Origin of the sequence: Aliiruegeria lutimaris, assembly GCF_900099935.1 — a bacterium.
Lineage (GTDB): Bacteria > Pseudomonadota > Alphaproteobacteria > Rhodobacterales > Rhodobacteraceae > Tropicimonas > Tropicimonas lutimaris.
Window position 1 is genome coordinate 73,629 of the sequence record NZ_FNEK01000002.1, and the last position, 23,728, is coordinate 97,356.

The 23,728-nt window shown below is 61.5% G+C and carries 25 protein-coding genes; 7 read left to right on the forward strand and 18 right to left on the reverse strand.

Going from position 1 to position 23,728, the window contains the following annotated elements; genetic code table 11:
• Positions 1 to 14 precede the first annotated feature (14 nt).
• The 4 genes from phaC to BLR85_RS01655 all read left to right on the forward strand — a co-directional run bounded on the left by phaC (position 15) and on the right by BLR85_RS01655 (position 4,097).
• The gene (phaC, locus tag BLR85_RS01640) at positions 15 to 1,811 is read left to right on the forward strand and encodes a class I poly(R)-hydroxyalkanoic acid synthase (protein WP_093148129.1); all 1,797 of its coding nucleotides are present in this window, start codon (positions 15 to 17) and stop codon (positions 1,809 to 1,811) included.
• 144 nt (positions 1,812 to 1,955) lie between these two features.
• Positions 1,956 to 2,402, forward strand: coding sequence for a phasin, PhaP (locus BLR85_RS01645; protein ID WP_093148531.1), 447 nt, complete (start codon positions 1,956 to 1,958; stop codon positions 2,400 to 2,402).
• 138 nt (positions 2,403 to 2,540) lie between these two features.
• Positions 2,541 to 3,092: a polyhydroxyalkanoate synthesis repressor PhaR gene (phaR, locus tag BLR85_RS01650; RefSeq protein WP_093148132.1), complete on the forward strand. Its 552-nt coding sequence runs from the start codon at positions 2,541 to 2,543 to the stop codon at positions 3,090 to 3,092.
• A gap of 39 nt (positions 3,093 to 3,131) precedes the next feature.
• The gene (locus BLR85_RS01655; protein WP_093148136.1) at positions 3,132 to 4,097 is read left to right on the forward strand and encodes a LysR family transcriptional regulator; all 966 of its coding nucleotides are present in this window, start codon (positions 3,132 to 3,134) and stop codon (positions 4,095 to 4,097) included.
• Between the two features lie 6 nt (positions 4,098 to 4,103).
• Here BLR85_RS01655 and BLR85_RS01660 read toward each other — a convergent pair whose 3' ends face one another.
• The 15 genes from BLR85_RS01660 to BLR85_RS01730 all read right to left on the reverse strand — a co-directional run bounded on the left by BLR85_RS01660 (position 4,104) and on the right by BLR85_RS01730 (position 17,210).
• Positions 4,104 to 5,306 carry a DegT/DnrJ/EryC1/StrS family aminotransferase gene (locus tag BLR85_RS01660; protein ID WP_093148140.1) on the reverse strand — a complete coding sequence of 401 codons (1,203 nt, stop codon included), beginning with the start codon at positions 5,304 to 5,306 and terminating at the stop codon, positions 4,104 to 4,106.
• A 135-nt stretch (positions 5,307 to 5,441) separates the two neighbouring features.
• Complete coding sequence (locus BLR85_RS01665) at positions 5,442 to 6,800, reverse strand: glutamine synthetase family protein (protein ID WP_093148145.1); 1,359 nt, start codon at positions 6,798 to 6,800, stop codon at positions 5,442 to 5,444.
• A gap of 3 nt (positions 6,801 to 6,803) precedes the next feature.
• Positions 6,804 to 7,484, reverse strand: a complete 681-nt coding sequence (locus BLR85_RS01670; RefSeq protein WP_093148147.1) for a type 1 glutamine amidotransferase — start codon at positions 7,482 to 7,484, stop codon at positions 6,804 to 6,806.
• Between the two features lie 43 nt (positions 7,485 to 7,527).
• Positions 7,528 to 8,862: a glutamine synthetase family protein gene (locus tag BLR85_RS01675; RefSeq protein ID WP_093148151.1), complete on the reverse strand. Its 1,335-nt coding sequence runs from the start codon at positions 8,860 to 8,862 to the stop codon at positions 7,528 to 7,530.
• Between the two features lie 51 nt (positions 8,863 to 8,913).
• Positions 8,914 to 9,753, reverse strand: coding sequence for an ABC transporter permease (locus BLR85_RS01680; RefSeq protein ID WP_093148155.1), 840 nt, complete (start codon positions 9,751 to 9,753; stop codon positions 8,914 to 8,916).
• Positions 9,750 to 10,628 carry an ABC transporter permease gene (locus tag BLR85_RS01685; RefSeq protein WP_093148159.1) on the reverse strand — a complete coding sequence of 293 codons (879 nt, stop codon included), beginning with the start codon at positions 10,626 to 10,628 and terminating at the stop codon, positions 9,750 to 9,752. Before BLR85_RS01685 ends, BLR85_RS01680 begins: the two co-directional genes overlap by 4 nt.
• Positions 10,629 to 10,723: 95 nt before the next feature.
• The gene (locus tag BLR85_RS01690) at positions 10,724 to 11,440 is read right to left on the reverse strand and encodes a transporter substrate-binding domain-containing protein (RefSeq protein WP_093148163.1); all 717 of its coding nucleotides are present in this window, start codon (positions 11,438 to 11,440) and stop codon (positions 10,724 to 10,726) included.
• A gap of 37 nt (positions 11,441 to 11,477) precedes the next feature.
• A complete protein-coding gene (locus BLR85_RS01695) occupies positions 11,478 to 12,257 on the reverse strand; it encodes an ABC transporter ATP-binding protein (RefSeq protein WP_280138459.1) in 780 nt (259 codons plus the stop codon).
• A gap of 102 nt (positions 12,258 to 12,359) precedes the next feature.
• Positions 12,360 to 13,118, reverse strand: a complete 759-nt coding sequence (locus tag BLR85_RS01700) for a phosphate/phosphite/phosphonate ABC transporter substrate-binding protein (RefSeq protein ID WP_093148171.1) — start codon at positions 13,116 to 13,118, stop codon at positions 12,360 to 12,362.
• A gap of 2 nt (positions 13,119 to 13,120) precedes the next feature.
• Positions 13,121 to 13,561 (reverse strand): tellurite resistance TerB family protein, encoded by a 441-nt coding sequence (locus BLR85_RS01705; protein ID WP_093148175.1) that lies wholly within the window; start codon positions 13,559 to 13,561, stop codon positions 13,121 to 13,123.
• Between the two features lie 39 nt (positions 13,562 to 13,600).
• Positions 13,601 to 14,053, reverse strand: a complete 453-nt coding sequence (locus BLR85_RS01710) for a tellurite resistance TerB family protein (RefSeq protein ID WP_093148179.1) — start codon at positions 14,051 to 14,053, stop codon at positions 13,601 to 13,603.
• A 69-nt stretch (positions 14,054 to 14,122) separates the two neighbouring features.
• Positions 14,123 to 14,416, reverse strand: coding sequence for a DUF1330 domain-containing protein (locus BLR85_RS01715; protein WP_093148183.1), 294 nt, complete (start codon positions 14,414 to 14,416; stop codon positions 14,123 to 14,125).
• Between the two features lie 25 nt (positions 14,417 to 14,441).
• Positions 14,442 to 15,140 (reverse strand): hypothetical protein, encoded by a 699-nt coding sequence (locus BLR85_RS01720; protein WP_093148188.1) that lies wholly within the window; start codon positions 15,138 to 15,140, stop codon positions 14,442 to 14,444.
• On the reverse strand, positions 15,137 to 16,051 hold the full coding sequence (locus BLR85_RS01725; RefSeq protein WP_244520574.1) for a PhzF family phenazine biosynthesis protein: 915 nt from the start codon (positions 16,049 to 16,051) through the stop codon (positions 15,137 to 15,139). The genes BLR85_RS01720 and BLR85_RS01725 overlap by 4 nt, the downstream gene beginning before the upstream one ends.
• A 61-nt stretch (positions 16,052 to 16,112) precedes the next feature.
• Positions 16,113 to 17,210 (reverse strand): LacI family DNA-binding transcriptional regulator, encoded by a 1,098-nt coding sequence (locus BLR85_RS01730; RefSeq protein ID WP_244520575.1) that lies wholly within the window; start codon positions 17,208 to 17,210, stop codon positions 16,113 to 16,115.
• A 143-nt stretch (positions 17,211 to 17,353) separates the two neighbouring features.
• Here BLR85_RS01730 and BLR85_RS01735 point away from each other — a divergent pair, with 143 nt between their 5' ends.
• From BLR85_RS01735 to BLR85_RS01745, 3 genes are all read left to right on the forward strand, one after another.
• Positions 17,354 to 18,349, forward strand: a complete 996-nt coding sequence (locus tag BLR85_RS01735; RefSeq protein ID WP_139188284.1) for a phosphate/phosphite/phosphonate ABC transporter substrate-binding protein — start codon at positions 17,354 to 17,356, stop codon at positions 18,347 to 18,349.
• Between the two features lie 2 nt (positions 18,350 to 18,351).
• Entirely contained in the window at positions 18,352 to 20,484 is a 2,133-nt protein-coding gene (locus BLR85_RS01740) for a putative bifunctional diguanylate cyclase/phosphodiesterase (protein WP_093148197.1), read from the forward strand.
• Positions 20,485 to 20,875: 391 nt separating this feature from the next.
• Positions 20,876 to 21,811 carry a sugar kinase gene (locus BLR85_RS01745; RefSeq protein WP_093148202.1) on the forward strand — a complete coding sequence of 312 codons (936 nt, stop codon included), beginning with the start codon at positions 20,876 to 20,878 and terminating at the stop codon, positions 21,809 to 21,811.
• A 33-nt stretch (positions 21,812 to 21,844) separates the two neighbouring features.
• On the opposite strand, the gene BLR85_RS01750 is transcribed toward BLR85_RS01745, so the two are convergent.
• From BLR85_RS01750 to BLR85_RS01755, 3 genes are all read right to left on the reverse strand, one after another.
• Positions 21,845 to 22,540: a GntR family transcriptional regulator gene (locus BLR85_RS01750; protein WP_093148206.1), complete on the reverse strand. Its 696-nt coding sequence runs from the start codon at positions 22,538 to 22,540 to the stop codon at positions 21,845 to 21,847.
• Between the two features lie 303 nt (positions 22,541 to 22,843).
• On the reverse strand, positions 22,844 to 23,293 hold the full coding sequence (locus tag BLR85_RS28360) for a hypothetical protein (RefSeq protein ID WP_139188285.1): 450 nt from the start codon (positions 23,291 to 23,293) through the stop codon (positions 22,844 to 22,846).
• A 169-nt stretch (positions 23,294 to 23,462) separates the two neighbouring features.
• Positions 23,463 to 23,657, reverse strand: coding sequence for a heavy-metal-associated domain-containing protein (locus tag BLR85_RS01755; protein WP_093148210.1), 195 nt, complete (start codon positions 23,655 to 23,657; stop codon positions 23,463 to 23,465).
• Positions 23,658 to 23,728 lie beyond the last annotated feature (71 nt).

A 23,728-nucleotide genomic window follows, 5' to 3' on the forward strand; every position in this document is an offset into this window, starting at 1 on the left:
GAAAAGGGCCTTCGATGACAACCGATCATGAGACCGGTGCGCCGGATCAGGACACGCTTACAGCGAATCTGGCGAAAATCGAGTCGCTTTCTCAACGGCTTGTGGCAGCCTTGTCGCATCAGCGCCAGATTGATCCTTCTCTTCAGGGCCCTGGGCAGGATCTCTACATGAAAGCAACCTCGGCCTACTGGACCGAGATGATGAAAAATCCGGCCAAGGTGTTCGAACATCAGGTGGATTTCTGGGGCAAGACCCTCAAGCACTATATCGAAGCGCAACAGGTTCTGGCCGCTGGCAAGCTGCAACCGCCGGAAGACAACACGCCGAGGGATCGACGATTCGCCGGTGAGCTCTGGCAGAGCCATCCGTATTTCAACTTCCTCAAGCAGCAATACCTGATGACGAGCGACGCGATCAGTTCCGCGGTCGCCAATCTCGACTACCTCGATCCAAAGGACAAGCAACGGCTGACCTATTTCACCCAGCAGATCGTGGATATGATGAGCCCGGCGAACTACCTGGGCACCAATCCGGAGGCGTTGCAGAGAGCGGTTGATACCGAGGGACAGTCGCTGGTGGACGGGCTGGAAAACCTCGTGCGGGATCTGGAAAACAATAACGGCGATCTCGTCGTCACACTCGCCGACAAGGATGCATTCCATGTTGGCGAGAATATCGGTTCTTCCAAGGGGGAGGTCGTGTTCCGCAACCGGATGTTCGAGCTGATCCAGTACGCGCCGACCACGGAGAAGGTGCATCGCACGCCGCTGCTGATCTTCCCGCCCTGGATCAACAAATTCTACATTCTGGACCTGAAACCGGCCAACTCGCTGATCAAGTGGATCGTCGATCAGGGCTACAACGTTTTCGTCGTCTCCTGGGTGAACCCGGACGCCTCCTATGCCGATATCGGCATGGATAACTACATCGAGGAAGGTTACCTGACCGCGATCGACGAGGTGAAGTCGATCTGCGGCGAGGACAAGCTCAACGTCATCGGCTACTGCATTGCCGGCACCACCCTGAGCCTGACGCTGTCGCTGATGAAGAAACGCAACGACAAGTCCATCCGCTCGGCGACCTTCTTCACTACGCTGACCGACTTTTCCGACCAGGGAGAGGTGGGCGTCTTCCTCCAGGACGATTTCGTCGACGGGATCGAGGCGGAATGCAACAAGTCGGGCGTGCTCGATTCATTCTACATGTCGCGCACCTTCTCCTTCCTGCGCGCCAATGACCTGATCTACGCCCCGGCGATCCGCAGCTACATGCTGGGAGAGGCGCCGCCCGCTTTCGATCTGCTTTACTGGAACGGGGATGGCACGAACCTGCCGGGCCGGATGGCGGTGGAATACCTGCGAGGCTTGTGCCAGCGCGACGAGTTCGCCACCGGCGAGGGGTTCAAGGTCTGCGGAGAAACGCTCTCGATCAAGGATGTGGATGTGCCGCTCTGTGCCATTGCCTGCGAGACGGATCACATCGCGGCGTGGAAGAGTTCCTACCGCGGGGTTCAGAAGATGGGCTCGAAGCAGAAGACCTTCATCCTGTCCCAGTCCGGCCACATCGCCGGCATCGTGAACCCGCCCAGCAAGAAGAAGTACGGCCATTACACCAATGAGGATCTGAGCCTGTCGCCCGAGGAATGGCAAAAGACGGCGGAGTTCCACGAGGGATCCTGGTGGCCTCGTTGGGAAGCCTGGCTGAAAAAACGCTCGGGCGCCCAGATCCCGGCTCGCACGCCCGGTGATTCGGCGCATCCGCCGCTCGCCCCGGCGCCGGGCACCTACGTGGTAGCAGAAAAAGCGTCGTGACTCCGATGGGTTGGGTGTTCGAAAGGTAAAAAATTCTGCGCTGCAGCAAAAAGGCTTGAAATGCTGCGGTGCAGAAAGTATATCTTGGTCATCGAACAACAGCAGCGCCCGGCGGCCCGGGTCGCACTCGCAAGGAGCAAGACCATGACCAAGACCGATGACATGACCAAGATGATGCAAGACATGCTGTCCGCGTTCCCGGTGGACGCGACCGCCATGCAGGACGCCTTCAAATCCCAGGCTGCCCTGGGCGAGAAGTTCTCCAAGGTTGCGCTGGAAGCTGCCGAGAAGTCGACCGAGATTTCCTCCAAGTGGACCAAGGAAACCATCACCAAGCTGAGTGAAGTCACCAAGCTGAAGGATGAGCCGGCCGATTACTCCAAGGCGATGACCGATTACGCCTCTGCCCAAGCCGAGCTGGTCGCCGAGACCATGGCTGCCTTCGCCGAGGTCGCCAAGAAGGTCCAGATGGAAACCGTCGAACTGATGCTGGCCGCCGGCAAGGACTTCTCCGAGGATGCGCAGGCCGCCGTCAAGAAGGCCACCGACGAGGTGACGTCCGCTGCCAAGAAAGCCACCGCCGCCAAGTAAGGCTCAAGGTGAGAGGTTCAATGCGGGTGTCCTCCTCCCTAACCCGTGAGAACCTGAGGGTGGGCGTTTACGCCCACCCTTTTCTTTTGAGCATACGTGGTTTAGGCTTTGCTGCACTGCAACAGGGGAGGGAAATGCGTGGCCGATGATACACCGCTTCTGATCAAGCGCTACGCCAGCCGGCGGCTCTACAATACCGAGACAAGCGACTACGTGACGCTTGAGAATATTGCCGGTTTCATTCGCGAGGGGCGCGAGGTTCAGATCATCGATCTGAAGTCCGGTGATGACCTGACACGCCAGTATCTCCTCCAGATCATTGCCGAACACGAGAGCAAGGGCGACAGCGTCCTGCCGATCAACGTTCTCACCGATCTCGTGCGCAGCTACACCTCGTCGGCCAATTCGGTCGTGCCGCAATTCCTGGCCATGTCTTTCGAGATGCTCCGCGACGGGCAGTCGAAGATGATGGAGAACATGGGCAAGATACACCCCATGGCCTCAATGCCCGGTTTCGAGGCGATGCAGGCACAGCAAGCCGCATTTCTCAAGGCGATGACCGGCGGCATGGGGCCTTGGCCGCCGCAAAAGGGCGACGAAGCGCCGAAGGAAACCACCGGCGAAGATCTGAACGAGATCAAGAGCCAGCTTGCCGATCTTCAGGCCAAACTGGCGCGGATGAACAAGTAACCGCCTCCGGTTGGTCGGGGCTTTGGTTCGAGGACGAAGATGACCGACACGGCCGGTCGCGTGACCCTATGGGGAATCGAAGTGTTCCTGGCCGTGGCCGAGGAAGGCTCCGTTTCGTCCGCCGCGCGCAGGCTTGGCGCGAGCCCGTCCGGGGTCAGTCAGCAATTGAGCAACCTGGAATCGGCGCTTGGCCGGGTTCTGATCGACCGAAGCCGACGACCGGCGCAGTTGACTGCGGCCGGAAGCATTTTCCGTAAAAGGGCGCAACGGATCTGGAACGAGGCGCTGCGCGCGCGCGCGGAACTGGCCACGGGTGATCTGCGGGCGTTGACGGATCTGCGTCTCGGCATGATCGAGGATTTCGATGCCGATGTGACGCCCCGCCTTCTGTCGAACATGGCCGAGGAGCTGCGCGACTGCCGTTTCCTGCTGGAAACCGGCGCCAGCCACCGTCTGTTCGACCTGCTGGAGGCGCGGGCGCTGGACGTGATCGTGGCAGCGCAGCTTGCCGAGACAGAAGCGGACTGGACCGAGGTACACCCGCTGATGGAGGAGCCTTTCGTAGCCGCCGTGCCGCGCGGATTATCCGGCGGCGAGGACCTGCTGCAGCGGCTTCAGAAGATCCCCTTCATCCACTACACTCAACGGCATTTGATGGGGCGGCAGATCTCGGTTCATCTGGAGCAAAACCGGATCGAGCTCTCGCGCCGTTTCGAACTCGACAGCTATCACGCCATCATGGCCATGGTCGCCGCCGAGGCTGGCTGGACTATCCTGACGCCGCTGGGCTACCTGCGCGCGCGCAGGTTCCGTGATGCGGTGGACGTGTTGCCGCTGCCGATGAAACCGCTCTCGCGACGTATCTCCTTGATCGCACGCTCCGCCGAGATTCAGGACATGCCGGGCAGGTTGGTGGAGCGGCTCAAGCCGCTCCTTCAGGAGATGATCGTGACACCCGCCGTGGAACGCATGCCGTGGCTCGACGGAGAATTGAAGCTGCTCTAGTGCCCCTCAAGTGCCGTAGGCGCGTTGTTCTTCCATTGCAGTTGCGGCAGCCCCCACCAGCGCTTCGGCGATGAAATCGAGCTCCGGCTTTTTCAACCGGGCCGGCAGGCGCACATCGCAGGCACGCATCAGCATCGCGCGGGTCGTCGGAAGCTCCGGTGTTTCGCCCTCGATGAACTGCCAGTTCCAGAAGGCGCGCGCATTATCCGTGCTCTTGCCAAAAACCTGGACCTTCACGCCCGCGGCTTCTGCAGCGGTGATGAAGGCCGTCACCTCGTCATCCGACATGTCGACGAGGTTGAACTGGATTGAATCCGGCGCGCGCAGTTCCTGCGCCAGCGGCGGCGGCACGTCGAGCCAGGGCGAGAGGTTCAGTTGGTCGGCGACGTAGTCGTGATTGGAGCGACCGTCATTCACTCGACGGGCCAGCTCTTTCAGCTGCGGGCGGATCACAGCCGCGGAGAGGTTCTGAAGCCGAAGGTTGTAAAGCGGCAGCTTGTTCTGCCAGCGTTCGAACGCCTCCTTCAGGCCGTCATGCTTCTTCCAGTTATGCTCGTAGGCGCCGGACATGATCACGGCACGCGCCACCAGATCGGCGTCGTCGGTGATCATGACACCGCCTTCGCCCGCGTTGAGCAGCTTGTAGGACTGGAAGGAGAAGCAGCCGATCTTGCCGATGGTGCCTATCTTGCGGCCGGACCAGAGCGTGCCGAGCGAATGCGCCGCGTCCTCGATCACGGGCACGCCGCGCATATCGGCCAGTGCCATGATCACGTCCATGTCCGAGGTATGGCCGCGCATGTGGCTTATGATAATCGCGCCGATGTCGTCGGTGAACTTGGCCTCGAAATCCTTCAGGTCGATCCGGTAGTTCGAGCCACATTCCACGAGGACGGGCTGGCATTCGGCATGAACAATGGCGGAAGGCACCGCGGCAAAGGTGAAGGCAGGGATCATCACCTTGGTCCCCCGCGGCAGGCCGAGCGCCCTGAGCGACAGGAACAGCGCCGCCGAACAGGACGAGACCGCCAGGGCGTATTTGCAGCCCATTGCCTCGGCAAACTCGCGCTCCAACAGCGTGACCGGCGCGTCCGCAGCAGCCGTGTAGCGGAACAGGTCCCCCGTTCTCAGAAGCCGGTCGATTTCCGTGCGGGCGGCTTCGGGGATCGGTTCGGCGTCATAGACATTGGGGGCGTCGATCTGGGGCATATGCAATGGTCTCACTTTTGTTTCAGAAAATCTTTAAAGATCATTCGGAAAACTGGAAAGAAAAAATTTCACGACGAAAAGGCCCTCCTGCGGAAACTCTCCGCCGGGCAGGCATCCGAAAGTAAGAGACTCAGGTCAGACGTTGAGCAGCAGGTGCTCGCGTTCCCACGGGCTGATCACCTGCAGGAATTCGCTATATTCGGTTTCCTTGACCGCGCTGTAGATGCGGCAGAATTCCTCGCCCAGAACCTCGTGCACCTCGGTGGCCTCGGCAAAGAGCGGTAGCGCCTCGCCGAAAGTCCGGGGAATGCCCTCGTTGCTGTTATAGGCGTCGCCCTCGAACTCGGGCGCGGGGTCGAGCGCCTCCTTCATGCCCAGCCAGCCACAGGCAAGCGAACCGGCAATGGCGAGATAGGGATTGCAGTCCATCCCTGCCAGCCGGTTCTCGACACGGCGCGAGGCGATGCCGGAGACGGGCACCCGCAGCCCGGTCGTCCGGTTGTCATGGCCCCATTCGAGATTGATAGGGGCGGCGAAGTCCGGGACGTAGCGGCGGTAGGAATTCACATAAGGCGCGATCAGCGCGATGATCGATGGCACATGGCGCTGCAACCCGCCGATGAAATGCCGGAACGCGACGGAATCCTGCCCGGTCTCGTCGGTGAAGATATTGCGGCCCGTGGCCGTCTCCACCACCGAGTGGTGGATATGCATGGCACTGCCCGGTTCGTCCTGGATCGGCTTGGCCATGAAGGTAGCATAGCAGTTGTGCCGTAGCGCCGCCTCGCGGATTAGCCGCTTGAAAAAGAAGATCTCGTCGGCCAGTCGCACCGGGTCGCCGTGGCGCATGTTCAGCTCGATCTGGCCCGCGCCGCCCTCCTGCATGATGCCGTCGATCTCGAAACCCTGCGCCTCGGCGAAATCATAGATGTCGTCGATCACGGGACCGTATTCGTCCACCGCGGAGAGTGAATAGGCCTGCCGCGCCGCTGCGCGCCGTCCGGAACGGCCCATGGGCGGCTCGACGGCCTTGGCCGGGTCGGTGTTGGGCGCAACGAGATAGAACTCCATCTCCGGGGCAACGATCGGCGACAGCCCCTTTTCTTCGAACAGCGCCACCACGCGCTTGAGCACGTTGCGCGGCGCGGTCGGCACCGGGGTGCCCTCTTGATCATTGACGTCGTGAATGACTTGCAGCGTCCAGTCCGCAGTCCAGGGCGCGGCCGTGGCCGTGGACAGGTCCGGCGTCAGCACCATGTCCGGCTCGGTATAGGCCATGCCCGGAATATTGGTCCAATCGCCGGTGATCGTTTGCAGGAAGACCGAGTTCGGCAAGTAGAAATGCGACTGCTTGGCGAACTTGCTGCCGGGCATCGCCTTGCCGCGCGCGACGCCGGCAAGATCCGAGATCACGCATTCCACTTCGTCCAGCTTGCCATGCGCCAGATAGGCCTGCGCGGCCTCCGGCAGCTTCTCTATCAGACTACGAACCATGGGCTATCCCTTTCGTTCGGCGAGGAAAAACGAAGCGATCCTTTGTCCGAAACTGTCATTGTCCGTAGGCGTTGCCAATGTCTCGTGCGCCCTCTTGACGATCGGTGCCGGAAGCAGGTTGCCGCGTATCCGGATCAATCCGTCGATCACGGTGGCGTTGAACTCGGGATGCGGCTGGATGGACAGGATCGTGTCGCCATAGAGCAGCGCGGCATTCTCGCAGAAATTGGACGAACCGATCACCGTCGCTCCTTCAGGCAGCTCGACGACCTGATCCTGGTGCCAAGCATTGAGCGCGATTTGTTCGCCTTCGAGTTCATAGACCGTCGGTCCGACGGACCATCCGCCGGCGAATTTCTCGACCTTGCCGCCAAGCGCCTGGGCGATGACCTGATGACCGAAGCAAATACCGACCAACGGACGGCCGCTTGCATGAACGTCCCGAATGAAATCCTCCAGCGGGGGAATCCACGGGTGGTCCTCGTAGGCACCATGCTTGGAGCCGGTGATCAGCCAGCCATCGGCGTCGCCGATGCTGTTCGGAAAAACACCGTCTACGACGGCCCAACTCTGAAATTCGAAACCATGCCCGTCGAGGAGTCTGCGGAACATCGAAGGGTAATCGCCGATCTCGGAGATCAGTTCTTCCGGCGCGTGGCCGGTCATCAGGATGCCGATACGCATCTGTCCATTCCCGTTTTCAGTGTTCGTAGCGTGCCGCACTGGCTCAGACCGTGTCGATATAAAGCTCGATCTGTTCCTGCCTGGTAGTCTCCGCCATGTAGCGAAGTTCCTGCCGCTTGGTCATCAGGTAGTTCCGCACGAGGTCGGGCGAAAAGATTCGGGCAACCTCCGAACAGTTCTCGAACCGGTTGATCGCGCTTTCCCAGTCGGTTGGGATGCGCGGAAGTTCCTGGTTATAGGCGTTGCCGCGGATCGGATCGGGCGGCAATTTGCCATCCTCTATCCCGTTCAGCGCCGCCCCCAGCACCGCCGCGATGGTCAGGTAGGGGTTCACGTCGCCGCCCGACAGGCGGTGCTCGATCCGGCGCGCCTTGTGACTGCCGCTGGGGATCCGAACGGCAGTGGTGCGATTCTCATAGGCCCAGCAGATGCCGGTCGGCGCATGGGCGCCGGGCACCATCCGCTCGTAGCTGTTGGCGTGGGGCGCAAAGATCAGCGTCGAGCCGGGCATCGCGTTCAGGCAGCCATTGACCGCGTGCAGCAGCAGGTTGGAGCCTTGATCGGTGCCGTCGTCGAAGACATTGGCGCCATTCTTGTCGAGCACAGAAAAATGCATGTGCAGCCCGGAGCCGGCGTAGTCATCGTAAGGTTTCGCCATGAAACTCGCCGCGAAACCGTGCCGGCGAGCCAGCCCCTTGACCAGCATTTTGAACAGCCATGCGTCGTCGGCGGCGCGCAGCGCATCTTCCTGGTGCATCAGGTTGATCTCGAACTGGCCCGAGCCGGCTTCCGAGATCGCCGTGTCGGCGGGAATGTCCATCGCCTCGCAGGCGTCGTAAAGCTCGGTGAAGAAGCTGTCGAACTGGTCCAGCGCGCGCAACGACAGGATCTCACCCATCATCCGCCGCTTGCCGGTATTCGGCGAGGCGGGCACCTGGAATTTCTTGCCGCTGTCGTCGATGAGGAAAAACTCCAGCTCCACCGCCACCACCGGCGTCAGCCCGCGTTCGGCATAGCGGGCGACCACGTTGGCCAGCGCGTGGCGCGGGTCGCCGGCAAAGGGGCGGCCATCTTCGTGGAACATCCAGATCGGCAGCAGACCCGTCTTCGTATCGAGCCAGGGCATCGGCATGAACCCCCGCTCGGTCGGCAGCAGCACGCCGTCCCGGTCGCCGGTGGCCAGAACCAACGGGCTGTCGTCGATATCCTCGCCCCAGATGTCGAGGTTGAGCACCGACATCGGAAAGCGGGTGCCGTCTTCGATCACCTTGTCGGCAAATCGCACCGGCACACGTTTGCCGCGCGGCTGGCCGTTGAGGTCGGCCGCAGCCACCCGGATTGCCTGGACATGCGGGTTCTTCCGCAGCCAGTTCTTCATCAGCAATTGATCTCGTATCACAGGCGCCTCCGGAATTTGATCAAATTGCTACTACCTGATCAGGTTGAGACGCAAGCTAATTTTCCTGCGTCGAGCCCGTGGTAGGTGCCGGTTGAGCCTTTTATTGATCAAACCGAAGATCGCGATGATGATCAGCGTCCCGAGGATGAAATAACCGGCGACGATCGGATAGGGCACGAAGGGGTTGAACGTCTTGTCGGCGAAGTAACTCGCGTAATAGAGCGCGTCGCCCATCTGTTTGCGGGCCGGGAAGCCTGAGAAATACACCAGCGTCGTGGCGTGGAACAGGAAGATCGCCTCGTTGGTATAGGCCGGCCAGGCCAGCCGCAGCATGGTTGGCCAGACGACGCGGCGGAACCGGTGCCAGCCCGTGAGCCCGTAGGCGTCGGCGGCTTCCAGGTCGCCCTTGGGAACCGAGCGCAGCGCGCCATAGAAGATCTCGCCCGAATAGGCCGCAGTGTTCATCACCAGAACCAGCGTCGCCCCGAGCCAGGCGCGGGTGAGCCAATGCGTGCCGGCGTCGAACTCGACGCCCATCAGGCTGAATTCCACGCCCACCTTGGGCAATTGCACGAAGGCGAGATAGGCAAGGAAGAACTGGATAAACAGCGGCGAGCCGCGGAAGACGAAAATGAACCACTCCGCCGGCTTGCGCGTCCAGCGGCTCTTCGTGCCCTTGGCGACGGCCAGGACGGTGGCGAGGATGAAACCGGCCAGCAACGCGATGGCGGCGAAGTAGATGTTCCAGATCAACCCCGAGCCGATCAGCACGACCTGATCGCAGAGCGTGATGTCGGTTTTGGGCAGCAGGCGTTCGCCGAAACCCAGGGAGCGCAGCGCATAGGCCTGAAATGTTTCAACGCAGGTCATGCTTCGCGCCTCAATGCTTCGCCACCGGCGGTTGCCTGCCCGTGCGAGAGTTTCCGTGTCATCCGTTCGATGAAAATCTCGGAGACGCGGGTGAAAGCCAGATAGAAGACCAGCAGGAACAGGAAGTAATAGATCCGCCAGTCGCCATGTGGATAGTCATAAACCGGTGTTTTGGAGCCACCCAGCTCGCGCGCCCAGTAGACGATATCGCGCACGCCCAGCAGGAACAGAAGCGGCGTCGCCTTGATCAGGATCATCCACAGGTTGCCGAGGCCGGGCAGGGCATAGACCCACATCTGCGGTACGAGGATGCGCCAGAAGGTCTGCCGGTTGTTCATGCCATAGGCATGCGCGGTTTCGAGTTGCGCATGCGGCACGGCATTCATCGCACCGTAGAGCACGTTGGCCGCGAAAGCGCCGAAGACGATGGCGAAGGTGAAGACGGCCAGCGAAAAGTTGTAGACCTCGTGGATCCATTGCGGCGCGGTCGAGAGCGGAGCCTTGGCTTGCGGGCAGACGAGGAAATCGCTGCCTTGCCGGATCGGCTCGGTCCAGTCGGGGCAGAGCGCCTGGTGGCGTACCCATTCGATGCCCTGGTCCAGGGCGATCACGAAGAAGAGGAAGAAGACGATGTCCGGTACGCCCCGCACGATGGAGGTGTAGAGCTTTCCGAACCACGCCAGGGGCAGGAAATGCGACCGCGACGCCACGGCGCCGCCAAATCCGAAGGCTAGCGAGACCGGCGCGGTGATCGCCAGCAGCAACAGAACCGTCAGGAAGGACTGGTAGAACAGCATGTGCTTGCCATTGGTCAGGTAGCACGAGAGCCAGGTCAGGCCTTCAAGGGTCTTGGGGTCCGAACAAAAGGAAAAAATGGCAATCCGTCCCGCGGGCTGTTGTCTTTCGGCCCGTCAATTCTGTTTTTCGGGGTGCCGGGGCGCAGCGATGGCGCGCGCCCCGGCGGAAGTCCTTACCACAAGGTGGAGACTTCCCACTTCTTGATCAGCTCGTTCAGGCTGCCATCGTCCTTCATGGACTGGATGGCGGCGTCGAACTTGGCTTTCAGCCCAGTATCGCTCTCGCGCAGGCCCATGCCCACGCCGCCGCCGAGGGCGACCGGATCGCCGACGATCATCAGTGAGCTGTCGGCGGCCACGACACCTTCGAGGAAGGAGTTGTCGGCCAGAACCGCGTCGGCTTCGCCGTTGCGGACAGCGGCGACGGTGTCCTCGGGAACCGGGAACTCGACCAGCGTGGCACCGCTCTCGGCAACGTAAGCGGCCTGGATGGTGCCCGTCTGGGCGGCGACGACGCCGCCGGTCAGGTCAACGTCCGCGTCCATCGCCACGAAGATGGACGGATCCGGCGGCGTGTAGGGCTGGGTGAAGTCGATGACCTCATCGCGCTCGTCGGTGATCGACATGCCGGCGATGATGGTGTCGTAGTTGCCCGACACCAGGTTCGGGATGATCGAATCCCAGTCATTGGTGACCCATTCGCAGGTCAACTCGGCACGCTTGCAAAGCTCGTCGCCCAACTCGCGCTCGAAACCGCCGACCTCGCCGTTATCGTCGATGAGGTTCCACGGAGGGTAGGCGCCTTCGGTGCCCATGCGGACGACATCGGCCGCGGTCGCAGCTCCGGCGACGAGCGCCAGCGCAGCGGTAGATAGGATCAGTTTGTGCATGGATATTCTCCCATCTTGGTCAGTGATTAGTGGTGTTTCATCTGTCCTGGCTATGAGACAGGAATTGTTGCAAGCGTTCGGTCTGCGGATTGCCGAACAGGCTCTCGGGGGGGCCCTCTTCCTCGATCTTGCCTTGGTGCAGGAAGACGACATGGTCTGACACATCCGCGGCCAGCCGCATGTCATGTGTCACCAGCAGCATGGTGCGCCCCTCCTGGGCCAGTGCCTTGATGACCTTGACCACTTCCTGCTCCAGCTCGGGGTCGAGCGCCGAGGTCGGTTCGTCGAAGAGCAGTGCCTTCGGTTCCATTGCCAGCGCGCGGGCAATGGCGGCGCGCTGCTGCTGGCCTCCCGAAAGCTGCGCGGGATAGGCGTCGCACTTGTCGCCGATGCCGACCTTGGCCAGCAATTCCCGGCCGAGCGCCTCGGCCTCGTGGCGGTCGCGCTTGAGCACGGTCACGGGCGCTTCGATGACATTTTCGAGGATCGTCATATGGGCCCAGAGGTTGAACTGCTGAAAGACCATAGACAGGTTGGTGCGAATGCGGATGAGTTGCTTGTGATCGCCCGGGCGGCGGCCAAGGCCAGTGCCGTGCCACAGCACTGGCTCGCCTTCGAAACGAATTTCTCCCTGCTGGCTGTCTTCCAGCAGGTTGGCGCAGCGCAGAAGCGTGGATTTGCCGGACCCCGAGGAGCCGATCAGCGACACCACCTCGCCTTTCTCGGCGACCATGTCCACACCCTTGAGGACTTCCAGCGCTCCATACGCCTTGTGCAAATCGCGGATTTCGATGACGGGCGGTGTGGTTTCAGTCACGGGCACTTCACTTTTAATGGCTATTTCGGGGGCAGAGTAGGGCGCAAAAACAGGGCAATTGCAACGCGGAAAGGCAATTTGACCCTACGGCACGCGCCTTTATCACGCCGCTGCGGAACCATATGCCTCAGGACTAGGCGGATTGGGGACCGAGAGATAGTCCTGCGGGGAGGTCCGCAAGAAACCGCGAATCCCGAGCGCGGATTTTGCCTTTTCCGGCAGGGCGGCGATTCCCGCGACCAGAGCGGAGCGCACAGCGGTTTCGTATTCCGGGACGGCGGTGATGATCGCCTGACCGGGGCTGGTTCCGCTGCGTCCGAGGCGTTTCAGGCCCCGCACAAGATCGGTGTGTTCCTCGAGCAGGCGCAGCGAAATCGCATCGAGCGCGGCAATATCGGCTTCTCCGGATGTCACGGCGCGGGCGCTGTCGCGATGGCTGCCCGTTTCGGGGCCGGGCCGAAAACGAACTGGCGCCGCGCAGGCCGTGGCCCAGCCGGAATGGGATCGGCGGTCGTTATAGGCGAGCAAGGCACCCCTGAACTCGGTGACGTGGCTCCGCGAGTCGTCGTTCCGGGCAACGAAAATCGAGTGATAATGCCCCGGCGGCGTCTCCGGCAGGTCGTAGTCGATGGAGCCCAGCAGGGTCACGCGGTAGTGCAGGTCGGTCCGGAAGGGCAGCCCGCAGGTCTGTCCCAGCAGCAGCTCCGGGCTCTCCCATTGCGCATGCAGGTCGTCCTTGCGCAGCAGGTCCTGCGGGGCATCGATCCCGGCGTCGCGCAGACGGTCCCGGATCGCGGCCCAGAGCGCGTCGGTCTCGGCTCGAACGCCCGGGTGGTCATACATCGGGAGCGCCGCGAACATGTTCAGCCCTTCGCCTCGACCCGCTGGCGGGCAAGCGCGCTGTCGCGGTCATTGATACCGAGCAGGTTCGCCACCAGCCGGATCAACGCGTCTTCTTCCTCGTCGCGGGTCCCGTCGGCCAGTACCACGGCCCAGAGCGCCTCCACCACGGCGGAGCGCTCCTCGTAGGGCACGGCGTCCTTGATGGCGCGGGTGAAGCGCACGGTATCGGGCGCCTCGTCCTCCAGCGCCTCGGCCTGCACGCGCAGATCGGTGGCCTCGAAGGGAGACAATTCATAGCGCTTGGCGACAATCCGGTCGATCCGGTCGATCTCGGCCTCGGCATAATCGTTGTCGGAGCGCGCCACCCGAACCAGAAGCGCCGTCAGCGCGAGCCGGGCGTCCGGGTCCGGCAGTTGCGCGGGGTCCGGAGAAACGAGCCGTTTGAGCAGGTCTGCAAACATCACCAATTCCCAAGTATTCGAGGTGCCGGCGCTTGCCGGTCAGCGGTTCAACGGGTCCGCCTGTTCGGCGGCCTTGTGGGCGCGAAGTATGGCGTCGGCGTCGAGCCCCAGCCGTTCGCCGGCTCGGGCGAGATATGCCTGTTCCTCGTCTTTTTCCACCCCGTCGGACAGGGCAACCCGCCACATCGCGACCAGCACCGCCTCGCGATGCTCCGGGTCAAGCCTTTCGCGGACCGCGGCGGCGAAGCGGCCATCCTCGGGGGCCTGCGCCTCGAGCTTCTCGGCACGTGCCCTCAGTTGGGCGGCCTTTACCGGGTTCAGGTCATAGGTCGCGGCCAGGATGCGGTCGATCCGGCGGATCTCCTCCACGGCATAGCTTTTGTCCGTCTTGGCAGTGCGTACCAGCAATCCGGCCAGTGCGTGGCGTCCGTCCAGTTCGGGGAGCGGGGCGGGATCGGGGTGAAACAATCGGTTGAGCAGATCGGTGAACATTTTTCTCCTATGCCGATCCCGTCTGCGGGCATCAAGCCCGGAAATCGCGGAGCCAGCAACTGCGGTGCTTCAGACGCTGTGGCCTTCGACGATCACGAGGTCGCCTTCGGCAATCGGATCGCGGATCGCCTTGGCCGCCTGGTGCTCGGGGTCGTCGTAACAGGCCAGCGCATCGGCAAAGGTCGGAAACTCGATCACCACCGTGCGCGGGTGCAGCTCGCCTTCGCGCAGATCATATTGCCCGGCCCGGACAAGGAATTTCGCGCCGTAACGGGCAAAGGGCCTGGCGGCGGCTTGCTTGTACTCCTCGAAGATCCGTTGGTCTTTCACGTCGACATGCGCGACCCAATAGCCTTTTTGCATGGTCTTCTCCTCCGATATCCCATTGCTAGCCCAGCAATGGCGGCATGGCAAAGATGATATCGTCAACAGCGATGCCGCCGGGATCGGTATTCAGGATCACGAGGCCGGCGATACCGGGCGCGCCGGTCGAGAGCCTGTAGCCAAAGCTGGAAATGCCGGGGCCGGGGCTGTGCCGCAGGCGGTCGATCAACTGGCCATCGCGGGAGTAGAACAGAACCTCGATGCCGTCTTGCGTGGACGGACGCGAACCGAGCGGGTCGGCATAGTCGGTGTGAACACGGAAGCCCGTGGCCTTCTGGTCGTGATCGAAAAGGATGGCGAGCGATCCTTCGCCGCGGGCCGAAATCTCGGGAAAGCCGGCCTCTCCGAGCGGAAAGACCGCGTTGGAGCCGAAGCCCCGGTGAAAGGCGACATTCAGGTTTCGCCGCGGCGCGCCGCCGGCGATGCGCAGCCAGTCTCCCACATCGTCGGCCGCAATCCGGTCATGGCCCTTGGGGTCTGTTTCGACAGACTGCCCTTCGAACCGCTCGCCCAGCCACGCACCGCTCGCATAGAGCGGCATGTCGAGGTTGAAGCCGGGCTCCTCGCGCCGTGGCAGGCGTTCGAAATCGACCCGTTCCGTCAATTCCCTGGTCAGCGCATCGTAGGGCGCTTCGGCAATCTCGCCTGCCGCGGCGGGCAGGGTGGTCAGCCCGATGAGGGCGAGCGCCCCGGTAATCTTCATGGGGCCTCCGGGGGAGGAAAGATTTCCCCGCGCGCCAGTGTAACTGCGGATCCTGTGATTCGGACTTCGGCCAGTGCCCCGTCGGTCACGCGAATGCTCAGCCCGATCTGGCTTTCCCGTCCCATCTCCACGCCTTGCACGAGCGAAAAACGGCTCTCGCCTTCCGGCAGGACGCCGCTTTGCAGAAGCTGGGCCGCAAGGATGGCCGAGGCCGAACCGGTCGCGGGATCCTCCGGGACGCCGGCGGTGGGAGAGAACATCCGGGCACGGAAACTGCCGGTGCTGGCGAGCGTGTAGAGATAGGCCGAGTCCACCTGTCCGGCTTCCATCAGCTCAGACCAATAGGGCTCGATCGGGCGTGCGGCGGCGAGCGCATCAAGGTCGGCCACTGGGGCATAGAGAAAGGCCGGCCCGCCCTGGTAGGTCGCCGGCTGGTGGTTGGCAAAGCCGATCTTTTCTTCGGGCAGGCCAAGGGCCTGTTCCAGCAGCCCGACCGGCGCCGCGCCTGCGTGGGTATGCGGAAGGACGGGCGCGCAGAACCGGCCGGTCACGAGGTCGTCCTTGCGGGCAAGTTCCACCGGCACCAGCCCGGCTTCCTCTTCCAGAACGATCTTGTCGGTGAAATCTCCCTCGCCGTTGCGAAGCGTCGCCAGCAGCACCGCGCAGCCGAGTGTCGGGTGGCCCGCGAAGGGGATCTCCGCCGTCGGAAAGAAAATGCGGACCCGGGCCGTGTTCGCCGGGTCGCGCGGCGCCATGACGAAGATCGTCTCGGAAAGGTTGAATTCCCGCGCCATGGCTTGCATCCGGGCGGTGCTCAGCCCGTCGGCTTCCAGCACAACGGCCAGCGGATTGCCCCGATAGGGTTTGTCGGTAAAAACATCGAGCGTGTGAAAGGACAGGGGACGAAACAAGGCAGACCTCCGAAGCCGGGCGGCGCCACTCTGGCCAATGGAACGTCTGCCGTAAACCCGTCTAGACTGCCTCGGGAGGCGGCGCGATCGAGTCCCGCTCCACCAACTCGCATTCCAGCTTCACGAGCGCACCGGCATCGTCGGATTCCATGTCCCCCTGCATGATCCGCTCCACGCACCAGCGCCCCATCGCGCGGCTCGGCAGGATCAGCGAGGTCAGCGGCGGCGAGAGGTGGCGGGCAATCTCCTCGTCGTCGTAACCGACCACCGAGATGTCTTCCGGGATACGCTTGCCCATCTCCTTGAGCGCCTCGTAGCAGCCGACCGCCATGCGGTCGTTCTGACAGAAGATCGCCGTCGGTGGCTGATCGAGCGCCATGAGTTTCCGTGTGCCGCGGTAACCCGCACTGGCGGACCAGTCGCCCTCGACGACCAGTTCCGGCGCGAAGGGAATGTCGGCCGTGGCCAGCGCATTGCGATAGCCTTGAAGCCGGTCCCGCGTGGCCTCCATGAAAACCTCGCCGGTGATCGTGCCCACGCGGCGATGGCCCGCTGCCAGCAGGGCCGCGGTGGCCCGGTGGCCGCCCGCGATCTCGCCGGGAACGACGGCGGGGCGCTGGCCGTCCGGTGTGTAGCAATTGAGCAGGACAACCGGGGTTGTCGTTTCGACCAAGGCGTTGGGCAGGCTGACTTCGCGGGTGAAGATGCAGGCATAGATGATGGCCTGCACGCCCATCTCGATGAACATTTCCAGCGTGCGCGGCTCCAGCATCGGGTCGCCATCGGTTTCGGCCACCAGCACAATGGCCCCGAGATTTCGCGCGATCTGGCGCACCCCGTCCAGGGCCACGATGCCTTCGGGGCTGGTCGAGATCTTGTCGATCACGAAAGCGATCGTGCCTTCGCTGCGGCCCCGGTTTCGGTTGAGGCCGGGCAGGCTGGCCGGCCGGTACCCCAATTCCCGCGCCACTTCGAGCACCCGCCGGCGCGTCGGCTCGGAGATCTTTACCGACGTGTTGGCGTTCAGAACGAAGGAAACCGTCGATTGCGAGCAACCGGCAATTCGGGAGATGTCCTGCATCGTAACGCGCTGTTTTCCGGAGACCTTGCCCAGTCCGGAGCCCCGCTCGCGCTGTTTTCCATTGCTGTCTTGTGGCATGATTTCTGTCTAGACCTCTCGCCGCGAAGTGCAAGCGTTTTGAATAATCGGAATTAGCGCGGCACAAATGAAGATTAGCTGCGCGTACCTGCCCCTCCAGGATCGAAATCGTGAACAATTTGAATCGCTTTTCTCCCGCCTGAGTGGCCCGTGTTTCCCCTTTGTTTACAGGCCGCGCGCGACAACAGCCGGTGAGTGGTTGGACGTGTCTGGCGGAAACGGGAGTGGGTTCCATGGCTTTGAAATCTGTTTTGCGGGTGCTGGCGCTTGCTCTTGGTCTTCTTGCCGCGCAGGCACCCGCCGGGGAGCTGGTGCTTGGAAGCGTGAACGACAATGTGCGGAAGCATGTGAAACGCTACTTGCCGCTGGCGGAATATCTCGAAATAGAACTGGCCGGTCAGGGGATCGATTCGGTCAAGATCTCCGTATACCCCACTTCCGCTGCGATGACGGAGGCGCTGACCAATGGGGAGGTCGATTTCTACTTCGACAGCCCGGTCGTGGCGGCGAAAATCTCCCGGCAAGCCGGCGCGATTCCCGTTTTGCGCCGCTGGAAACGGGGCGTGGCCAGCTATCATTCCGTGATGGTCGTGCCTTGGGGCAGCGATGTCCAAGAGCTTGAAGACCTCGTGGGGCGCAAGATCGGCTTTCAGGATCCTGATTCGACCTCTGGTTACCTGTTGCCTCTGGGAATGATCCTGCGGAAGAACCTGCCCGTTCGGGAAATCGCGAATTTCAAGGCAAAGGGCCCTGAGGATGCGGTCGGGTACGTGTTCACGCGTGACGACAAGAACACGATCCTGTGGTTGTCTCGCGGTTGGATCGATGCTGCCGCAACCGATCCGAAAGGGTTTCGCAAGCTGGAGGACGCGTTTCCCGGGGGATACCGGGAGCTGACCCGGAGCATAGAAGTGCCGCGTCAGACCGTGATCATGAACTCGCGCACGGATCCGGCGCTGGCAGCGGCGGTCTGCGATGTTCTTCTCGCCATGGACCAGAGCCCGCAGGGAGAGGAAGCCTTAAACAAATTCCACAAGACCACGAAATTCGACCGTTTTCCCGAAGGCGTCGAAGCAACCTTTTCTCCGATTTACCAACTGCTCGATGATCTCGATCGCTGGAGTGCCTCGGGCAGCTGAAGATGAATCGGCACGTCTACAAGGCATTTTCCGACCGGGCCCGAATGGCGACATCGGGGCTCGGCCGGCGTTTATCCTATGTATTTGGTGCGCTGATCACGGCCATCGTTGCCGCGGTCATCCTCATCAATGTGCAGACCCAGCTTCAACTAGTCAGGGAGCGGCTGGAGCTTCGCGTTCTTCATCTTCTGGAAATAGCAACCGAGGTATCGCTTCCCTACCTGATCGAGGGGCGGGCGGCCGAGCTCGATGTCATTTTCGAGGAGTTGAGAAAACAACCCGATGTGATCGACATCTTCATCATCGATCAGGACGGGATCATGGTGGTCGAGAGCGAGGAGCAGGGCGACGTCGATTTCCTCAAGCCTGCCAACGATCCCCTGGCGAACAAAGCCGCGGAAACGTCGGAAATCCAGCGGCTGGACCTGCCGGAAATCCGCAAGGTCGCAAAGCCTCTCATGATCGGCAGCGTGAATTATGGCACGCTGCGGTTGGATTTCGATCCCCACGAGGAGCGTTCCGAAATCGTCAAGGTCTGGTCGCGGAATGCGCTTGGCGGTGTCCTGTTCGTGCTCGTCGGCCTGTTCACGTCGAATCTCGTCGCGACCCGCTTGGTCGGGCCGCTCAACCGGCTGACTCGCGCCACGGAACGCGCCGCCAATGGTGATCTCGACCAGACCATCTGCGTGCGGACGAATGACGAGATCGAGCGGTTGGCAAGTTCGTTCAACACCATGCTGGTCGCCTTGCGTCGTTCGATCCAGGAAATCCACGAGATCGCCTACAGGGACAAGCTAACCGGCGTTCCCAACCGGACCTGGCTCAGCCTGCAACTGGACCAGATCGCCATCGAAGCGTCCGCGAAAAAGGAAAGCTTCTCGGTTCTTTTCCTGGATCTTGATGATTTCAAATCCGTGAATGACAACCACGGGCACCATGTCGGCGATCGGCTTCTCGTTCTGTTCGCCGAAAGGCTGCGCCGCTGCGTTTCCGAGATCGGGCTAGCCGCCCTTAAAGTCGGATCGGATCGAAATGCCGCGAAATACCGTTTCGACGGCGATGCGGTGGTAGCGCGGCTGGGAGGTGACGAATTCACGATCATCGTGCCCACACTTTTGTGCCGGGAGCTTGTCGAAGGCATCATCGAAGCGATGCAGTCGGAATTCGTCCTCGAGGAGTTGAGTTTGCGGGCGACGACGAGCATTGGCGTCGCCAATTTTCCAGAACATGCACCGAACTCTGAGCTTCTCCTGAAACATGCCGATGTTGCCATGTACCAGGCCAAGCGGGCGGGGCGGAACACCTTTGCCTTCTATGATGGCGACCAGCACAAATTGTCGATCGAGCGGCTGGAGCTTGCCGCCGAGATCCGCAGTGCCGTGGAGCAGGACCAGTTCAGTATTTTTCTTCAGCCGCAGTTCTTCGTCGCGACCGGTCAGGTGTCGGGTGCGGAGGCGCTTGTGCGTTGGAACCACCCGACACGCGGCCTCCTGAGGCCGGACATGTTCCTGCCCGTGGCCGCGGGTGCCGGCCTGCTTCCCGAGATCGGGCGGCTTGTTGTCAGAAAGACGCTGGCGTCCGCTTTCGAGATACTTCCCCGCGTCGATGTTCCGTTGACCTTCGCGATGAACCTCTCCGTGGACGAGTTGGCCGATGAAGCTTTTGTCGAGGAACTGCTTTGGCAGATCGATGGTGCGAACCTGCTTCCCGGCACGATCGAGATCGAGATCACGGAAAACACGGCGATGACGGACGGGGCGGCCATTGAGCGGCAACTGGAGCGGCTGCGGCAGGTCGGAACCCGGCTCGCGATCGACGATTTCGGCGTCGGCTATTCGAATCTTGGCCGCCTGAAGGGATTAGCTTTCGATACGCTCAAGCTGGATCGAAGCCTGCTTCAGGATGTGGGCGAAGACGAGGAGGCGGAAAACCTGATGGCCACGATACTTGCCATGGCCCAGGTCATGAAGGCCGATGTGGTTGCCGAAGGCATCGAGACGCGCACGCAGTTATCCGTGTTGGAAAAATATCATTGTCGCTACTACCAGGGCTATCTCGGGGCGCGACCGATGCCGGCTGAACGTTTTGCGACATGGTTGCTCGCCAACATGAGGCACCATGAGCGTCAGGCGTGAGGTTTGATCTGATATCGGCGCGGGCTTGCAAGGGCGAAAATGCGCAACTGTCCGAACCGAGAAACAAGGCAGAATCATATCAATGAGAGGCGCAAACCGCGGGCGAAACTTCAGATGACGAAATGTCTGCAAAGGAGATCGCGCCGTAAAAAAGCACCGGTGACGGCCCGCCGTTTCGGGAGTTCGATTCCAAATCCGTTGTTTCGTCGCTAAACGGCATGCCTTTCGGGCCCTCCGAGAGGGGTTCGCAAGGCAGGATGTGTTTGGCGCAAACCCGATTTTCACACGGGAGGCATTTCATCCCGGTACGCAATTTGGTACGACCAACTGACCGGACCTGCACAAGCGGTGACGGAAGCTTGCCAGGGCCGGAGCACGGGAGAATACGAGAATGCCGGAGACCTTTAAACGGATTGCCTGCGTCGGTGAGGCAATGATCGAATTGTCGCTTGGGGCCTCCGAGGGCGCCGCGCGAGTCGGATACGCCGGCGATACGCTGAATACCGCGATCTATCTCCGTCGGCTCCTGCCCGAGGATTACGAAGTGGAGTTCGTCTCTGCGGTTGGCGTTGACCCGCTCTCCGACAGGATGCTGGCCTTCATCGAGAGCGAAGGGGTGGGCGTGGCACATATGCGCCGCCATCCGGATCGCATTCCGGGCCTGTATGCCATAACGACGGATGACGCGGGTGAGCGCAGTTTTACTTACTGGCGCAGTGCTTCGGCGGCGCGGACGCTGTTTGCAGATGATGGTGGGGAAACTTTTGCGGCGCTGTCGAGGTTTGATCTCGTTTATTTCTCGGCAATCACCCTTGCGATCCTGAGCCCGGCACAGCGGGCGGACCTGTTTGCCTGGATAGATGGTTTCCGCGCCGCCGGTGGCAAGGTCGCCTTTGACTCCAACTTTCGGCCAAAACTGTGGGAAAATCTCGCCACCGCGCAGAAGGATGTCGAGATCGCGTGGCGCAAATGCGACATCGCCTTCCCGTCGGTCGATGACGAGATGGATCTGTTCGGCGATGCCGACGCCGAAGCGGTGATGCAACGTTTCGAAGGCTATGGCGTGCCCTATGGTGCACTCAAGCGTGGCGGTGAAGGCCCGCTGCCTATCGGGGTTTCTCTGGATACGCCCAATAGTTACCGGATGGTCGACAAGGTGGTCGATACGACGGCTGCGGGCGATAGCTTTATCGGCGGGTTCCTGTCGCAATATGCCCAAGGAGCCGGGATCGGTGCCGCACTTCTGGCTGGCCATGAATGTGCCGCGCGTGTCATTACCTGCCCGGGCGCGATCATCCCCAAGGAGATATGGAACGCCGGGGCCTGAAGCCCGGCGCGGATCAACCGCTGGTTCGGGACGTTACTCCTCGGCGAAAAAGTCGGGGTTTTCGGACCGGATCCGGTTGATCTCGTGATAGAGCCGCGAGAGGTGGTCGCGCATTCTCTTTTCCGCCCCATCGGCGTCGCCTTCCAAAAGGGCCGTAACGAGCCCCTTGTGTTCTTCCAGCGTGAACTGCTGGTTGAAGGAGAGCGACAGCAGCCGGACACGGTCGAGATGCGCCTTGCTCTCCTGGATGATCTGCCAGGCAAAGGCGTGGTCCGACAGAAGGCATAGCATTTCGTGGAACTCGTCGTCGAGTTGATGAAACCTGTTCCGGTCGTCCTTTCGAACCGCGTCTTCCTGCTGTGCGAGATTGTCGTTCAACCGTTTCTTCCACGGCTCGGAAATGGCGCCGCAGGCCGCGCGGACAATTTCGACTTCGAGCGCGGTGCGGACAAAACGCGCCTGCAAGACGGCGTCGACGGAAATCAGGCTTACCCGCGTCGCCCTTTGTGGCCGGATCTCGAGAAACCCCAACTGGGACAACCTGTAGAACGCATCCCGCACCGGCTGGCGCGACACGCCGAGAACCTTCGAGACCTCCACTTCCGACAGGCGCGCGCCCGGCGGCAGGGTCAGCCAGACGATCTGCTTGTGAAGTTCCTGAAACACCTGGTCGGCCACGCTTGGGCGAACGATCGGATCGAGAGAACGGAAAGAGGGTTGATCGGACATGGTGTCTCGCTGACTAGACTTGACTCTAACGCTAGCATATCAGTTGGCTAGGTTCCAGTGGCCGGAACGGCCGCGAACCTGTGGAAGGAGAAGGTGCTTGGCCCTTCTGAATCCGGTCTCATGATTTCCCTTAGATATGCAGGCGCGAAGCCTTGCCAGAGAGCTTTAACCTACCGTTGCAGAGATGCCAATCGCAAGCCCGCTCGGCCATGCGGATCCGCGCTGGTGTGCTCTGAGGGAGGCTTTCCCGATCCGGCCCAACATATCGTTCTCCCCGGACAACGACATCTACCGCATGAACTTTCAGATAGGCGTTTCGCTGGAGCCGCTGGCTGATGAACCCGGATGGAAGCGGTCGTCCGCGAGACCTGGTGCCTGTTGGCCGAACAGGAAGTCCGCCCGATCGGCACTTATTGTGACCGCTTGACCTTTGGCAGAGTGGTGCCTGCAGGAGCGGGCTATCTGGTGTTCGACGAATTTGATGCTGTGGTCACCTGATCCATCCTCGACAGGCGGGAGATGGTGTACCAGTCGGGCCTTTGCTCGCAGGATGGGATCAATCGCCGCTCGATGCCGTAGGTCATCCAACGCGATAGCGTCGATTTCACCCAACGGATCATGGAGGAAAATCCCCGCTTCGACGCCGATATGGACAGGATCGCGATTGCGGAAGTGAAGTAACCGTCCTTCTTTTCCATCGGTTCGCGTTTCGTACGCGGCTTCTTTCAATGGTGTGAGCGGCGCGCGCGTCAACGATCCTTTGGATCGTGCCTCCGGAGGGGATATTTTCAGTCAGAAGAAACCTGACGTGCCAATTTGCATTCTTCTGACGAGAAATATCCCGAGGGTTTGGGGGCAGCGCCCCCAATACTTGGAATCGGGACATTGATGACCGTCCTGGTTTTCAGACGGCGGAAACCAATCAAGCGGCTTCGGCCTCGTATCCGGCATCCAAAAGCAGTTTGGCAACGGCATCGGCCTGAAGGCCGCTCTCGATCGTTACGCTCCGGCTATCCAGATCACAGGTCACATTTGCAGACGAGTCTGCCTCCAGGATCGCTTTTTCAATGGCGGCCGTGCAATGGCCACAGCTCATATCGGGTACGTTGAATTTCACGGTTGTCTCTCCTTTTTCGGGTTGATGAACCCTTCCCCCACTGGAAGGTCAAGAGAAATTCGATTGGCACT

Excerpts from the sequence above, each read along its gene's own strand:
- phaC (WP_093148129.1), top strand. The coding sequence starts at position 15 with ATGACAACCGATCATGAGACCGGTGCGCCGGATCAGGACACGCTTACA.
- BLR85_RS01645 (WP_093148531.1), top strand. The coding sequence starts at position 1,956 with ATGACCAAGACCGATGACATGACCAAGATGATGCAAGACATGCTGTCC.
- BLR85_RS01655 (WP_093148136.1), top strand. The coding sequence starts at position 3,132 with ATGACCGACACGGCCGGTCGCGTGACCCTATGGGGAATCGAAGTGTTC.
- BLR85_RS01660 (WP_093148140.1), bottom strand. The coding sequence starts at position 5,306 with ATGCCCCAGATCGACGCCCCCAATGTCTATGACGCCGAACCGATCCCC.
- BLR85_RS01665 (WP_093148145.1), bottom strand. The coding sequence starts at position 6,800 with ATGGTTCGTAGTCTGATAGAGAAGCTGCCGGAGGCCGCGCAGGCCTAT.
- BLR85_RS01670 (WP_093148147.1), bottom strand. The coding sequence starts at position 7,484 with ATGCGTATCGGCATCCTGATGACCGGCCACGCGCCGGAAGAACTGATC.
- BLR85_RS01675 (WP_093148151.1), bottom strand. The coding sequence starts at position 8,862 with ATGAAGAACTGGCTGCGGAAGAACCCGCATGTCCAGGCAATCCGGGTG.
- BLR85_RS01680 (WP_093148155.1), bottom strand. The coding sequence starts at position 9,753 with ATGACCTGCGTTGAAACATTTCAGGCCTATGCGCTGCGCTCCCTGGGT.
- BLR85_RS01690 (WP_093148163.1), bottom strand. The coding sequence starts at position 11,440 with ATGCACAAACTGATCCTATCTACCGCTGCGCTGGCGCTCGTCGCCGGA.
- BLR85_RS01700 (WP_093148171.1), bottom strand. The coding sequence starts at position 13,118 with ATGTTCGCGGCGCTCCCGATGTATGACCACCCGGGCGTTCGAGCCGAG.
- BLR85_RS01705 (WP_093148175.1), bottom strand. The coding sequence starts at position 13,561 with ATGTTTGCAGACCTGCTCAAACGGCTCGTTTCTCCGGACCCCGCGCAA.
- BLR85_RS01710 (WP_093148179.1), bottom strand. The coding sequence starts at position 14,053 with ATGTTCACCGATCTGCTCAACCGATTGTTTCACCCCGATCCCGCCCCG.
- BLR85_RS01715 (WP_093148183.1), bottom strand. The coding sequence starts at position 14,416 with ATGCAAAAAGGCTATTGGGTCGCGCATGTCGACGTGAAAGACCAACGG.
- BLR85_RS01720 (WP_093148188.1), bottom strand. The coding sequence starts at position 15,140 with ATGAAGATTACCGGGGCGCTCGCCCTCATCGGGCTGACCACCCTGCCC.
- BLR85_RS01730 (WP_244520575.1), bottom strand. The coding sequence starts at position 17,210 with ATGCCACAAGACAGCAATGGAAAACAGCGCGAGCGGGGCTCCGGACTG.
- BLR85_RS01740 (WP_093148197.1), top strand. The coding sequence starts at position 18,352 with ATGAATCGGCACGTCTACAAGGCATTTTCCGACCGGGCCCGAATGGCG.
- BLR85_RS01745 (WP_093148202.1), top strand. The coding sequence starts at position 20,876 with ATGCCGGAGACCTTTAAACGGATTGCCTGCGTCGGTGAGGCAATGATC.
- BLR85_RS01750 (WP_093148206.1), bottom strand. The coding sequence starts at position 22,540 with ATGTCCGATCAACCCTCTTTCCGTTCTCTCGATCCGATCGTTCGCCCA.